Origin of the sequence: Citrobacter sp. RHBSTW-00570, from assembly GCF_013739755.1 — a bacterium.
GTDB lineage: Bacteria > Pseudomonadota > Gammaproteobacteria > Enterobacterales > Enterobacteriaceae > Citrobacter > Citrobacter braakii.
In genome coordinates, this window is the sequence record NZ_CP056399.1 from 1,702,451 (window position 1) to 1,716,380 (window position 13,930).

Genomic DNA, 13,930 nt, shown 5'->3' on the forward strand with positions numbered 1-13,930 from the left:
CTATAGGACATTTTATGATCTATCCTGATGAAACAATGCTTTACGCACCGGTAGAATGGCACGATTGCTCTGAAGGCTACACCGACATTCTCTACGAGAAATCCACCGACGGTATCGCAAAAATCACCATTAATCGTCCGCAGGTACGCAATGCCTTCCGTCCGGTCACCGTGAAAGAGATGATCCAGGCGCTGGCGGATGCTCGCTACGATGACAACATTGGCGTGATTATTCTGACTGGTGCTGGCGACAAAGCGTTCTGCGCAGGTGGCGATCAGAAAGTGCGCGGTGATTACGGCGGATACCAGGATGATTCCGGTGTGCATCACCTGAACGTACTGGACTTCCAGCGCCAGATTCGTACCTGTCCGAAGCCAGTAGTGGCGATGGTTGCAGGCTTTTCTATCGGCGGCGGCCATGTGCTGCACATGATGTGTGACCTGACCATTGCGGCTGAAAACGCCATCTTCGGCCAGACCGGTCCGAAAGTCGGTTCCTTCGATGGCGGTTGGGGGGCCTCTTACATGGCGCGTATTGTCGGTCAGAAAAAAGCGCGTGAAATCTGGTTCCTGTGCCGTCAGTACGATGCGAAGCAAGCGCTGGATATGGGCCTGGTAAACACCGTGGTTCCGCTGGCCGATCTGGAAAAAGAGACCGTACGCTGGTGTCGTGAAATGCTGCAAAACAGCCCGATGGCGTTGCGCTGCCTGAAAGCTGCACTGAACGCCGACTGCGATGGTCAGGCTGGTCTGCAAGAGCTGGCGGGTAACGCCACCATGCTGTTCTACATGACGGAAGAAGGTCAGGAAGGCCGTAACGCCTTTAACCAGAAACGTCAGCCGGATTTCAGCAAATTTAAACGGAATCCGTAATGCGTAGCGCGCAGGTATACCGCTGGCAGATCCCCATGGACGCGGGGGTGATTCTGCGCGACAGGCGGTTAAAAACGCGTGACGGGCTGTACGTTCGCCTTTGTGACGGCGAGCGCGAAGGGTGGGGAGAGATCTCCCCGCTGCCGGGCTTCAGTCAGGAGAGCTGGGAAGAGGCGCAAACCGAGCTGCTGTCCTGGGTCAATGGCTGGCTACAGGGGGATTCTTCCTTACCGCAGCTGCCTTCGGTCGCCTTTGGCGCAAGCTGCGCGCTGGCCGAACTGGCTGGCGTATTGCCAGAGGACGCAGACTACCGTGCAGCGCCGCTGTGTACGGGCGATCCTGATGATCTGGTACTGCAACTGGCGGACATGCCGGGTGAAAAAGTAGCGAAGATCAAGGTCGGACTGTATGAAGCGGTTCGCGACGGTATGGTTGCCAACCTGCTGCTTGAGGCTATCCCGGAGCTGCATTTGCGACTTGACGCCAACCGGGCCTGGACGCCGTTGAAAGCCCAGCAGTTCGCGAAGTACGTTAATCCAGAGTACCGCGGGCGCATCGCTTTTCTCGAAGAGCCATGCAAAACCCGCGATGACTCTCGTGCTTTTGCGCGTGAAACCGGCATTGCCATTGCCTGGGATGAAAGCCTGCGTGAAGCGGATTTCATCTTCGAAGCCGAAGAGGGCGTCAAGGCAGTGGTTATCAAACCTACGCTGACGGGCAGTCTCGATAAAGTGCGCGAACAGGTGGCAGCGGCGCATGCGCTTGGTCTCACCGCTGTTATTAGTTCGTCGATCGAGTCGAGCCTGGGCTTAACCCAACTGGCGCGAATTGCCGCCTGGCTGACGCCGCAGACCATTCCGGGGCTGGATACCCTGAGCCTGATGCAGTGCCAGCAGGTACGCACCTGGCCGGGTAGCGCATTGCCGTGTATCGATGTTGATGCGCTGGAACGCCTGCTATGACCCAGCGGGAAATGCCCGGTAGCGTAAGCATATCGGGCCTGGTACAACCTGATGACTGGCCGTGGCATCACTGGCGACAGGTTCGTGCAGAGGTGCCTGCTCTACGCCTCAACGATGAAGTATTAAGCTGGAGCGAGCTCTGCACGCGCGTTGACCATCTGGCCAGCGGTTTTGTCGCTCAGGGCGTGGAAGAGGGCGATGGCGTCCTGCTTCGCGCCTGGAATCATCCACGTGCTTTGCTGGCCTGGCTGGCATTGCTGCAATGTGGGGCGCGGGTTTTACCTGTTAACCCACAGCTGCCTCAATCGCTGCTTGACGCGCTGGTCCCGGACTTAACGCTGCGTTTTGCGCTGGATCTTGAGACCGCTAATGTTCTCGCGGGACTCCATCCTTTGCAGATGCAGGCAGTGCCAGGCAAGCATGCCGCCGCGTGGTTACCCCTGCGTTTGAGTACGATGACGTTAACCTCAGGTTCTACCGGATTGCCAAAGGCAGCGGTGCATACCTGTCAGGCTCATCTGGCAAGCGCGCAGGGCGTGCTGTCATTAATGCCGTTTGACGCTGAAGATGATTGGCTGCTCTCGCTGCCGCTGTTTCATGTTTCCGGCCAGGGTATTTTGTGGCGTTGGTTGTTTGCCGGGGCACGAATGACCGTGCGCGACAAGCAACCATTGGAGCAAATGCTGGCTGGATGCACCCATGCTTCGTTGGTGCCCACGCAGCTGTGGCGCCTGCTGGTCAACAAAACGGCGGTAACGCTCAAAGCAGTGCTCCTGGGGGGCGCGGCAATTCCTGTTGAATTGACGGAACAGGCGCGCGAGCAAAGGATTCGCTGCTGGTGCGGTTACGGTTTAACGGAGTTTGCTTCTACGGTCTGTGCGAAAGAGGCGGATGGCCTGGCGGATGTGGGGTCGCCCCTGGCAGGCAGAGAAGTCAGAATCGTTGATGGTGAAGTCTGGCTGCGTGCCGCCAGCATGGCGCAAGGTTACTGGCGTAACGGGCAGCTGATTCCTTTAGTAAACGCGGAAGGCTGGTTTGCCACCCGCGATCGCGGGGTGTTGAAGGACGGCAAGTTAACCATTGTCGGTCGGATGGACAATCTGTTCTTTAGCGGCGGGGAAGGCATACAGCCGGAAGAGGTGGAACGCGTGATTGCTGCACATCCGCACGTTCTGCAAGCCTTCATTGTGCCGATAGAAGACAAAGAGTTTGGTCATCGCCCGGTGGCGGTCGTTGAGTATGACACCAATGCGGGTGACACAAATCTGGCAGAGTGGGTGAAAGATAAGCTGGCCCGCTTTCAGCAACCGGTATGCTGGCTGACATTGCCACCTGAACTAAAATCCGGAGGGATTAAAATTTCTCGTCGTGCGCTGTCAGATTGGGTAAGTGCTTCATTGTTAAAATTAAGCAAACAGTAATTACATTTCTCACTTTCGCCATTGAGTCGCTATTGTCATTTTGTTTATCTGCTAAAGTGTAACCTGTTGTGAAATTTTTTAACAAAAGGTGCGCTATGGAATGGCATGTGAAGAAGTCTTGCTGTCACAAAAAAGCAGGCAGGCTCTATATCGTACTTTGTGATAGCGGCGGTTCGCTAAAGATGCTGGCTGAGGCGCAATCTTCCGAGTGGGTTAAGCCCGGAGACCTCCTTTCACCGCTGAAAGATGCACTGTATTGCATTAATCGCGATACCTCACGGTTAATCAAAATAATTGATGCCAGACAGTACATGTGCGACGAATGGGAACGCCTGTTACGACTGTCTGAAGATAAATAATCTCAGGGTTGGCGCTGGTGTGAAGGTAAAAAAATCGTCAGTAGCCCTGCCATGATGCACAGCACTCCGGCGAGAGCTTTCGCTGAAAATATTCCCTGCCAGCCGGGCAGGATCATTGATGCAACCCACACCAGTACATAGCTCAGGCTGAGCAGGGCATACGCTTTGCTCAGTGCGAGCTGGTGCAGCGCTTTATGCCAGCAAATCACCGACAGTAAATACCCTGCCAGTCCGGCATACAGAGCAAACGCGCCGACGCTAAGAGAGAATACGGCGGAAATGAATTGCTGCGGCTGCAGCATTGGCGGCAGATTATCCATCGCAAAGCCAAGACTCAACTGGGCGGCTGAAGTGATAATAACGCTGCATAATCCCCAAAAGATGCCCATTACACCGCGCTCCCAAGAATAAAGATGCCAGTGATGATTAACCCCACTCCCAGCCAGTGGCGCGGGGTGACGGGTTCGCGCCAGATTTTCCAGGCAGCCAGAGTCACCCATACAAAATTAAGACTCAGCATGGGGTAGGCGATGCCGACCGGAATGTTCTGCAGCACCGCCAGCCATAGCAGCATGGCCAGACCGAGACTTGCCAGAGCAAGCCCAATCCATAGCGTAATGTGGCGTTTTCGCGCTCGAACGGGAACGGGTCGCGACGCCTGCTTCTGACATAACTGACCACAGACGCTGAGCAGGCTGGCGAGAACTAAGGCTATCCAGATCATTTCGGCCGATACTGAATCAGGACCAGACGCCCCTGATTATCGATATAGTCAGCGGGAGGGATAGCAAGTCGATTAATATCTTCATCCTTATCGACTGAAAGCACGAGCGTAATGTTTCCTTGCTGACGATGTTGCGCTAACCACTCGGCAAAGTTCCCCCGCCCGACAAAACGCCCCTGGGCATCCGGGTAGTTAAGGCCATATTTTAACTCGCCCGTTTGTCCGTACATTATGATGTCGTCACGCTTCAGGCTCCAGGCCAGCCCCGCGGCGACGCCAACGCTGTCGGTGAGAATATAACGGCTCGACTCCAGCGACTCTTTGGTCATCTCGACAAAAAATTGTGGCTGTTTAGATTCCATCACCCGGTCAGGAATGGAGAAACCAAACAACAGTGCCAGGCCTAATGGACACAGCGCTGCGAACGTCCAGTTCTTCTCGCGGTTATTTAGCGTATACCAGCCAAAGAGCGTCCAGATGATAAAAATGCCCCACGCACAAAACACTTTATACGTTTCGATATGCGACCAGACCGGCGTCTTTAATGGACCCAGTGTAGAAGCAATAAACGTGGCGACAATGCCGGTTACACCGAACAGAACGTTGATCCAGCCATTCACGCGCAGCGCGGTTGCGCCTTTTTGCGCGGCCTGCAGGCCGAAACGCGCCGTCAATATTGCCAGCGGCGCGAAGCAGGAAAGAATATAGGTCGGCAGTTTTCCTTTCGCGATGCTGAAAAACAGGATTGGCATGATAATCCAGCTTAACAGGTACAGTGCGCTGCGCGGAACATCCCGTTCACGCCAGCCCGTACGCAGCGCGCCGGGGAGCAGCCCGAGCCACGGTAATGCGCCAGCCACCAATACCGGAATGTAGTACCAGACGGGGGCCTTATGTTGGGCATCCTCCTGCGCGAAACGTTGAATATGCTCGACCCAGAAGAAGTAATGCCAGAAATCCGGCTCACGCCGGGCAATCGCTATTCCCCAAGGCAGCACAGTCACGATGCAACCGACTACTGCCAGCAGACCGTAGATAATGAGATCTTTCCAGCGCTTTTGTACGAAAACCCACGGTAATACGCTGAGCACAGGAATGGCGAGTGCCAGGAAACCCTTGGTCATCACGCCCATGCCGCAGGTTAACCCTAAGAGCAGAAAGGCGGTAATTTTGCGCATTCTGCTGGTGGCTTGCATCCCCTCCCAAAAGCAGCACATGCCCGCCATTAGCCAGAGCGCAATGATGGGATCAAGTACCGCGTAGGTACCGATGCTGTAAACCGAAAAAAACGTTAAAAAGATAACCGAAGAGAGTACGGCGGTGCGCTTATCCCGCCACAACCGCATGGCAAGCCAGGCAACCATTAGCGCCGTCAGCAAAGTGGCAAAAATGGCTCCTGCTCTGACGCCGAAATTATTGGCGCCAAACAGCCATTGCCCGATGCTGTTTAACCAGTATCCGGCAATCGGTTTTTCAAAATATCGCAGCCCTAAAAAGTGCGGAACGATCCCGTCGCCAGAGGTCAGCATTTCCCGACTGATTTCGGCATAGCGCGTTTCATCAGGCTGCCACAGCAGGCGGCTGTTGATGGGGAGAATAAAATACAGCGCAATAAAAGCGATAAATGCCAGGGTGTAGCGGACAGTAAGTTTCATCTTGTCACACTCACTGGTTGTTGGCGGCCGACCCATCCCTCTCTGCCGGGTATTTTGCCACGCACGATCTGCCCTGTTGGCAGCGAACTGACATCGTCCGGTAACAGGTCGCCGAGCGGGCAAAATGTTATCCCCATGTCTGCGGCGCGAGTAAGCAGCTCGTCAAAATTCTGCTGAAAGGCGATGCCTTCAACTTCCGCATGAATGGTATACACCGGTGTTCCTCTGCTCATCTGGATGTGGGAGAGAATGTAAGCGTTGAAGTCCACCGCCTGGACTTCCTGACCAACCACTTCATCCCAGGTGGGTAGCGTGACGGGAATTTGCGGCGTACCTGTTTTCCCGGACGTCAGCACCGGACGGAATAACGACGTTCCCCGACAGTCGCTGTTATAACGCAGATGGAACGTTTCTTTGGCGTGGACGACGCGATCGTCGGCACGCCATCCGGCAACGGCAGAACAAGTGACGGGTTGTCCGATAAGAGTTTCAAGGGCCGTGATGCCTCGTGAAATATCATCAATCAGCTGTTTGTCATTCCAGTTTCCGCTTCGCGCCTGCCAGGCATGGTGATCCCAGGCATGCAGACCGGTTTCATGAATCAGGGCGGTTTGCGCAATGATCGCCGCGTTGGCCAGGCCGATCTCTTTTCCCGGCCAGGCGGTTCCCGCCAGCAATATATCCCATCCGTAAAGTGATGCGGCGTTTGAGCGCAGCATCTTCCACAGAAATTGTGGTTTCACAAGACGCCAGAGATGGCGTCCCATGTTGTCCGGTCCAACGCTAAAGAAAAAACTTGCCCGCACGTTATGTCGATTCAATGTCTCCAGCAGGCGGGGTACGCCTTCGCGCGTCCCCCTGAAAGTATCGACATCTATGCGCAAGCCGACTTGGGTCATGATGTGTGTTCCGTGATATTCACACTGCGTAAGAAGAAGTCCAGCGTCTCTTCTACCGTTTCCTGCATCTCAATGGTGGGCTCCCAGTTCAGGCAGCGTTTCGCATTGCGGATGTTGGGCTTACGATGTTCAACGTCTTGATAACCTTTACCATAGTAGCTGCTGCTTTCGACGTCACGGAAACCGGCAAACGGCGGGAAGTGGTTACGCAATGGATGTTTTTCAAAGCAGGTAAGCAGCATTTCTGCCAGTTCCTGAATACTCGCTTCGTTCTGCGGATTACCGATGTTGATAATCTCACCGTCGCAGCGTCCGCCTTCGTTTTCAATAATGCGATACAGGGCTTCGATACCATCCCGAATGTCGGTAAAGCAGCGTTTTTGCTTGCCGCCTTCAATCAGCTTAATCGGTGAACCCTCCACCAGATTGAGGATCAGTTGGGTAATGGCGCGTGAGCTGCCGATACGCGCGGCGTTTAGGCTGTCCAGACGCGGCCCCATCCAGTTAAACGGGCGGAACAGGGTGAAGCGCAATCCCTCTTTTTCGCCGTACGCCCAGATTACGCGGTCCAACAACTGCTTGGAAACGGAGTAGATCCAGCGTGGTTTATTCACCGGACCGACGATCAGATTCGAGCTGTCCTCATCGAAGACTTTGTCGGTACACATGCCGTAGACTTCGGACGTTGACGGGAAAATGATGCGCTTACGGTATTTCACGCAGTAGCGAATGATTTTCAGGTTCTCTTCAAAATCGAGCTCAAATACGCGCAACGGGTTGCGGGTATATTCGATTGGCGTTGCGATCGCCACCAGCGGCAGCACGACGTCGCATTTTTTAACATGGTATTCAATCCATTCGGAGTGAATGCTGATGTCGCCTTCGACGAAGTGGAATCGCGGATGCTGCAGAAAACGTCCAATGGCGTCACTGCCAATATCGAGCCCATACACTTCGTAATGATCTTCTTGCAGCAGGCGTTCGGTCAGATGGTTACCAATGAAGCCATTGACGCCGAGGATCAGCACGCGTGTACGACGTTTAGTGGTGGTAACTGATTGACTGTTCAGGCGGGAACCTGGTACCAGGCCCAGAACCTGCGCCAGTTGCGACCCTTGCATTGCAATACCATCGCCAGCTTGTCCGGTAATAATTTCCAGGGCGCCATCGCGACAGGCGATCAGCAAAGGAGAAACGGAGATGACGGTACCCGGTTGGGCCGCTGAGTTATTTACGCAAACGCGCGATGACCAGACGGTGAACTTTTGTGTGCCGACATAGCTATATGCGCCCGGCCACGGATCGCTGACGGCGCGGACCTGGTTATGCAACTCTACGGCAGGTGTGTTCCAGTCGAGGAAGCTATCTTCCGGTGTACGGCGACCAAAACAGGTAGCATCTGCTTCCTGTTGGGGGCGTTCTGCATAATCCCCGGTTTTAATCGCGGGAAGTGCCTGTTCCAGCAGGTGACGCGCAGCCTGGCACAATTTATGGTGCAGCGTTAACGCCACGTCATCCGGCGAAATAGCGACGCGCTGCTGGGCAATAATGGCACCAGCATCCGCGCGTTTGACCATGCGGTGAAGCGTGACGCCGGTTTCGGTTTCGCCATTGACCAATACCCAGTTCAGCGGCGCGCGACCACGGTATTTCGGCAGCAACGAACCGTGCAGATTAAAAGCTCCCGCAGGCGCAAGACTGAGGATCTCATCACTCAGTAAATGACGATAGTAGAACGAGAAGATAACATCCGGCGCCAGTTGGCTAATGCGTTCAATCCACAAGGGATGATTGACCTCGTCCGGGGCGTAAACCGGAATTCCGGCGCTGGCGGCAAGGCGGGAAACCGATCCAAAAAATGCTTTTTCGCCCGGATTATCAGTGTGCGTAAAAATGGCAGCGATTTCATAACCGGCATCCAACAAAGCCTGGACACCCTGACATCCCATATCGTGATAGGCAAATACGATGGCTTTCATGCGCGGTTTTCCTCGGTTGACTGTGTAGTTTGTGGGCGGATAACGTGTTGAACAAAATAGCGGGGGCGGGCGCGGACATCGTTATAGATGCGACCGATATATTCGCCGAGTAAACCCATGCCAATAAACTGTGCGCCGATAAAGGTAAACAGGACGGCAAACAGCATGAATACCCCTTCTGCGGCCCACTGTGGACCGAGCGTCAGACGCAGAACCACAAGCAGGATAGACAAGGTAAAGCCAGTGGCGGCGATTACGCTGCCCAACAGGCTCAACATACGAAGTGGCGTTGTGGTCAGACAGGTCACCAGGTCATACATCAGGTTGATCAGACGCATAAAGCTGTATTTGGAGTCACCAAATTCTCGCTCTGCATGGTGTACCGGGATTTCCGTAGCGCGCCGGGCAAAAATGTTGGCCAGAATCGGGATAAAGGTGCTGCGCTCCTGGCAATGCAGCATGGCATCGACGATGTGGCGGCGATAAGCGCGTAACATGCAACCGTAGTCGCCCATCGCTTTACCGGTGGTGCGCTGAATCAGATGGTTAATCATTCGCGATGCGGTCTTACGAAATACGCTGTCCTGACGGTTCTGACGTACCGTGCCGACCACATCGAAGCCTTCATCTGCGGTGGCGACCAGCCGTGGGATCTCCTCCGGCGGGTTTTGCAAATCGGCATCCAGTGTGATGATCACGTCGCCGGTGACATGACTGAAACCGGCCATAATCGCCGAGTGTTGCCCGTAATTGCGATTCAATAAAATAGAAACAATATGGCTGTTCGGTGCCTGGGAAGCGTCCATCATCAGCTGTGCGGAATGGTCGCTGCTGCCGTCATCAATTAGCAGAATTTCATAGTCTTTGCCCAATTTTTCGCAGGCAGCGCTGGTACGTCTGATTAACTCTGGCAAGCTTTCCTGTTCATTAAAAACGGGAATGACCACCGAGACTTTTTTGATCGGTGCTGCTTCAAACATGGTTATTGTCCTGCAATCTCGCGAAGTGCCGTAATTACCCGCTGGGTGTCATCGGCGGTCATGTCGGGGAATAACGGCAGTGAGCAAATGCGCGCGCTATTCCATTCTGTATTGGGGAGCGAAAGGGTAGTGAAGCGTTCGCGGTAATATTTTTGCGTATGGGCCGCACGAAAATGCAGACCGGTGCCGATATTTTTGGCCTTTAACGCCTCCATTAAGGCATCTCTGCTCAGACCGCAGCGGGCTTCGTCAACGCGAATGATGAACAGGTGCCAGGCGTGAACGTGCGCCCACTGGGGCAGACTCAGTGGTTGAAATGGCGTATCGGCCAGCGCCTGTTGATACTCGCGGGCAATTTGCGCCCGGCGTGAGTTCAGGTGTTCCAGTTTATTTAGCTGTACCAACGCAATGGCGGCGTTGATATCCGTGAGGTTGTACTTGTACCCTGGCGCAAGCACTTCGGCCTGCGGCGCCCGGCCATAGGTTTGTCGATCAAAGGCATCAACGCCCAGACCGTGAAACTTCAGGCTGCGAAGCCGTTGGGCAAGCTGGCTGTCGTCGGTAACGATCAACCCGCCTTCGGCGCAGGTAATGTTTTTGATGGCGTGAAACGAGAATATTGCCGTGCCGCGCGCGCCCACATGACGACCTTTATACAACGTCCCTACGGCGTGGGCCGCATCTTCTATAATCGGAATGCCATAGCGTTCGCCAATGGCATAAATCGCGTCCAGGTCGGCGGGGGCGCCTGCGTAATGTACCGGAATAATGGCTTTGGTTCGCGGGGTGATGACGGCCTCAATTTGCTCCGGTGTGACCATGAGCGTATCGCGGTCGACGTCGATCATGACTGGCGTCGCACCCAGCAGGACAATCATGTTGAGGGTAGAAACCCACGTCATTGACGGTGTAATAATCTCATCGCCTGCACCGATGTCCAGCGCCATCAGCGTGATGTGCATTCCTGCCGTAGCGGAGCAGACGGCGACGGCGTGTTGATTTCCCGTGAGCTGGCAGAAGGCTTCTTCCAGCTGTTGATTTTTCGGGCCGGTGGTTATCCATCCAGAGTCCAGAACCGTCTTCACAGCAGCAAGTTCTTCAGCCCCCATTGCCGGGCGAGAGAAAGGCAAAAAGTCAGACATCATTATTCCTTCAAGCCATTTAACGCCACCGACGTTTTATTTTTAGTGATAAACAGGGGCGTCGTTAATTATTTCATCAGGCTTCAAAGAGTAATGACGGAAGGTTAATTTATCCTTAAGAGTTTAAGGTTTGGGAAAGAGAGAGGAATAGCGTGTTTTTTATTTATCTTAATGAAAAAAAGATCATGTAGGTTCTTGAGTAGTTTGGGCGACATTGCTGTTATCTGCAGACTGATGAGCACAATGCCGCTATTAAAATGATAACTTACAGTAACCCTTTCAAAGTTAACGTTTTACGCGTGGCGATATTTAAATCGTAAGAGCCAATTTCTTCCGCTTTAACCCAGGCGAATGCCTGGAATTCTTCATTAATCTTCACTTCACGATTAGCCGCCACACAATCGAAGATGAGATAAATCATATAAATCTCTTCCTGACTGCCATCGGCGTACGTTTTGGTGCGAACATCGTCACTGAAGGTCCATGGCGTAATATCTGATAACACCAGTTGTTCGCCCAGCTCTTCTCTTACTTCACGGCGCAAAGCTTCTTCAATACGTTCACCCGGTTCAACGCCGCCGCCAGAAAGCGCCCACTGACCGGGGAACACACCGCGGTCGTCAGCCATTTTGCACAGTAAATAACAGCCATCGTTTTGAATTAATGGGCAAACAATTGTTCTTTGGCGCATAAGTCGAATCCTTGTAGGGGGAGGTATAGAAAATTCCATCGTGCACGCATCTTACCTTTTGCTGGTGGTAGAAAAAACGCTTCATCGACGAATAACGCCGCTTTGGCAGGGAAAACAGGATGTTTGTAGAAAATGGCGTTCTGCTGCCATCAGTGGCGTAATTGCTACAAGAATTTAACCTTATCTAAATCTTGTGAGTAGTATTTGCTTACAATATGTTATTGCATCGCTTTTTTAGTGCATTGATTCCTCGTGATCTAACAGTACAATTCACAGGTTTTGGGGTTATGTTTTGATTCTTGCTGGAAAGGATAGAAAATGAAAAAAAGTTTAATGTTGGGTTTTGCCGGAATGCTGTTTGTTTCCGCGTCGGCGAGCGCGATTAGCATCAGCGGCCAGGCTGGCGAAGACTACACCAACCTGGGGTTCGGTATGGGTACTGAGACCACCGGTTTGGCCGTCAGCGGTAACTGGATGCATAACGATGACGACGGCGATGCGGCCGGTCTGGGACTGGGTCTGAATATTCCTCTCGGTCCGCTGCTGGCAACGGTCGGTGGGAAAGGCATTTATACTAACCCGAATGATGGTGACGAGGGTTACGCGGCGGCGGTCGGTGGCGGTTTGCAGTGGCCGATTGGCGACAGCCTCCGCCTGTTTGGCGAGTATTATTACTCTCCCGATTCTCTTTCCAGCGGTATCGACAGCTATGAAGAAGCGAATGCAGGTGCGCGTCTGACCATTATGCGTCCGCTGAGCATTGAAGCCGGTTATCGCTACCTGAACCTGGCAGGCAAAGACGGTAACCGCGATAACGCGATTGCTGACGGCCCGTACGTTGGGGTTAACGCGAGTTTCTGATTTTTCCGGCGCGGCGTTCAGTCGCGCCTTCCCCCCTCCATGCGTTATAGTGTTTTCATCATAAAAGCAGGAGAACACGATGTTAAACGTGGAGATGCTATCCACCGGGGATGAAGTGTTGCACGGACAAATCGTCGACACGAATGCCGCCTGGCTGGCCGATTTTTTCTTTAATCAGGGGTTACCGCTAACCCGTCGCAACACGGTAGGTGACAATCTTGACGATTTGGTCGCCGTTTTGCGTGAGCGTAGCGAACATGCCGATGTACTGATCGTTAACGGCGGTCTGGGACCAACCAGCGATGACTTGAGCGCGCTGGCGGCGGCAACGGCGAAAGGTGAAGGGCTGGTGCTGCATGAAGCATGGCTCGCCGAGATGGCGCGTTATTTCCGCGATCGTGGACGCGTGATGGCACCGAGTAACCGCAAACAGGCTGAGCTACCTGCCAGTGCGGAATTCATCAATAATCCGGTAGGAACCGCGTGTGGGTTTGCCCTGAAGCTTAACCGCTGCCTGATGTTCTTTACCCCAGGAGTGCCATCAGAATTTAAAGTCATGGTTGAGCATGAGATCCTGCCGCGTTTGCGTGAGCGTTTTTCGCTGTCTCAACCCCCGCTATGCCTGCGATTAACCACCTTTGGTCGTTCTGAAAGCGAGCTGGCGCAGAGCCTGGATCCGCTGCAATTGCCTCCGGGAGTGACAATGGGCTACCGCTCGTCAATGCCGATTATCGAACTGAAGCTGACCGGGCCGGATTCCCAACGGGAAGCGATGCTGGCGCTGTGGCCAGAAGTGAAGCGGGTTGCCGGGCAGAATATGATTTTCGAAGGTACGGAAGGTTTACCCGCGCAAATCGCCCGCACGTTGCAGGAACGGCAATACAGCCTGACGCTAAGCGAACAATTCACCGGTGGTCTGGTGGCGCTGCAGCTTTCGCGCGCGAATGCTCCGCTGTTGGCGAGCGAAGTGGTTCCGCCCCAGGAAGAAACGCTGGCGCAAACGGCACACTGGATAACCGAACGACGCGGCAACCATTATGCCGGGCTGGCGTTGGCGGTATCGGCTTTCGAAAACGAACATATTAACTTTGCGCTGGCAACGCCTGATGGAACGCATGCCTTACGCGTACGGCTGAACGCTAATCGTTATAGTTTGTCGGTGCGTCAGGAAGTGTGCGCAATGATGGCGCTCAATATGCTGCGCCGTTGGCTCAACGGGCAGGATATTGCCACCGAACACGGTTGGATAGAAGTGGTTGAATCCCTGACGCTGCCTTCCTGACTTGCACTCTCTCACGCGCTTGTTATGGGAAGGCATTCTGGCCTTCCCGTTATCAGTCCAACCTGTTGTACTCTCTGTAAAAAAATCCGTGCGTTAGTTCACA

At 53.8% G+C, this 13,930-nt stretch carries 14 protein-coding genes; 6 read left to right on the forward strand and 8 right to left on the reverse strand.

What is annotated here, in order from left to right; translation table 11 throughout:
• Positions 1-14 precede the first annotated feature (14 nt).
• The 4 genes from menB to pmrD all read left to right on the forward strand — a co-directional run bounded on the left by menB (position 15) and on the right by pmrD (position 3,614).
• Positions 15-872 carry a 1,4-dihydroxy-2-naphthoyl-CoA synthase gene (gene menB / locus HV237_RS08005; RefSeq protein WP_003027671.1) on the forward strand — a complete coding sequence of 286 codons (858 nt, stop codon included), beginning with the start codon at positions 15-17 and terminating at the stop codon, positions 870-872.
• A complete protein-coding gene (menC, locus tag HV237_RS08010; RefSeq protein WP_047359221.1) occupies positions 872-1,834 on the forward strand; it encodes an o-succinylbenzoate synthase in 963 nt (320 codons plus the stop codon). The genes menB and menC overlap by 1 nt, the downstream gene beginning before the upstream one ends.
• Positions 1,831-3,255: an o-succinylbenzoate--CoA ligase gene (gene menE / locus HV237_RS08015; protein WP_047359220.1), complete on the forward strand. Its 1,425-nt coding sequence runs from the start codon at positions 1,831-1,833 to the stop codon at positions 3,253-3,255. The genes menC and menE overlap by 4 nt, the downstream gene beginning before the upstream one ends.
• Before the next feature lie 95 nt (positions 3,256-3,350).
• Positions 3,351-3,614 (forward strand): signal transduction protein PmrD, encoded by a 264-nt coding sequence (gene pmrD / locus HV237_RS08020; RefSeq protein ID WP_047359219.1) that lies wholly within the window; start codon positions 3,351-3,353, stop codon positions 3,612-3,614.
• A 2-nt stretch (positions 3,615-3,616) separates the two neighbouring features.
• On the opposite strand, the gene arnF is transcribed toward pmrD, so the two are convergent.
• The 8 genes from arnF to nudI all read right to left on the reverse strand — a co-directional run bounded on the left by arnF (position 3,617) and on the right by nudI (position 11,684).
• Positions 3,617-4,003: a 4-amino-4-deoxy-L-arabinose-phosphoundecaprenol flippase subunit ArnF gene (arnF, locus tag HV237_RS08025; protein WP_016153820.1), complete on the reverse strand. Its 387-nt coding sequence runs from the start codon at positions 4,001-4,003 to the stop codon at positions 3,617-3,619.
• Positions 4,003-4,338: a 4-amino-4-deoxy-L-arabinose-phosphoundecaprenol flippase subunit ArnE gene (arnE, locus tag HV237_RS08030; protein WP_016153819.1), complete on the reverse strand. Its 336-nt coding sequence runs from the start codon at positions 4,336-4,338 to the stop codon at positions 4,003-4,005. Before arnE ends, arnF begins: the two co-directional genes overlap by 1 nt.
• Positions 4,335-5,993 carry a lipid IV(A) 4-amino-4-deoxy-L-arabinosyltransferase gene (arnT, locus tag HV237_RS08035; RefSeq protein ID WP_047359218.1) on the reverse strand — a complete coding sequence of 553 codons (1,659 nt, stop codon included), beginning with the start codon at positions 5,991-5,993 and terminating at the stop codon, positions 4,335-4,337. The genes arnE and arnT overlap by 4 nt, the downstream gene beginning before the upstream one ends.
• Positions 5,990-6,892, reverse strand: coding sequence for a 4-deoxy-4-formamido-L-arabinose-phosphoundecaprenol deformylase (gene arnD / locus HV237_RS08040; RefSeq protein WP_047359217.1), 903 nt, complete (start codon positions 6,890-6,892; stop codon positions 5,990-5,992). Before arnD ends, arnT begins: the two co-directional genes overlap by 4 nt.
• On the reverse strand, positions 6,889-8,871 hold the full coding sequence (gene arnA / locus HV237_RS08045) for a bifunctional UDP-4-amino-4-deoxy-L-arabinose formyltransferase/UDP-glucuronic acid oxidase ArnA (protein WP_047359216.1): 1,983 nt from the start codon (positions 8,869-8,871) through the stop codon (positions 6,889-6,891). Before arnA ends, arnD begins: the two co-directional genes overlap by 4 nt.
• Positions 8,868-9,851, reverse strand: a complete 984-nt coding sequence (arnC, locus tag HV237_RS08050; RefSeq protein WP_047359215.1) for an undecaprenyl-phosphate 4-deoxy-4-formamido-L-arabinose transferase — start codon at positions 9,849-9,851, stop codon at positions 8,868-8,870. Before arnC ends, arnA begins: the two co-directional genes overlap by 4 nt.
• Positions 9,852-9,853: 2 nt before the next feature.
• Complete coding sequence (arnB, locus tag HV237_RS08055; RefSeq protein WP_047359214.1) at positions 9,854-10,993, reverse strand: UDP-4-amino-4-deoxy-L-arabinose aminotransferase; 1,140 nt, start codon at positions 10,991-10,993, stop codon at positions 9,854-9,856.
• 265 nt (positions 10,994-11,258) lie between these two features.
• Positions 11,259-11,684, reverse strand: coding sequence for a nucleoside triphosphatase NudI (nudI, locus tag HV237_RS08060; RefSeq protein ID WP_047359213.1), 426 nt, complete (start codon positions 11,682-11,684; stop codon positions 11,259-11,261).
• A 318-nt stretch (positions 11,685-12,002) separates the two neighbouring features.
• Here nudI and HV237_RS08065 point away from each other — a divergent pair, with 318 nt between their 5' ends.
• Both HV237_RS08065 and HV237_RS08070 read left to right on the forward strand, forming a co-directional pair.
• Positions 12,003-12,545: a YfaZ family outer membrane protein gene (locus HV237_RS08065; protein ID WP_016153812.1), complete on the forward strand. Its 543-nt coding sequence runs from the start codon at positions 12,003-12,005 to the stop codon at positions 12,543-12,545.
• 79 nt (positions 12,546-12,624) lie between these two features.
• Positions 12,625-13,827, forward strand: a complete 1,203-nt coding sequence (locus HV237_RS08070; RefSeq protein WP_047359212.1) for a nicotinamide mononucleotide deamidase-related protein YfaY — start codon at positions 12,625-12,627, stop codon at positions 13,825-13,827.
• The last annotated feature ends 103 nt before the right edge of the window (positions 13,828-13,930 follow it).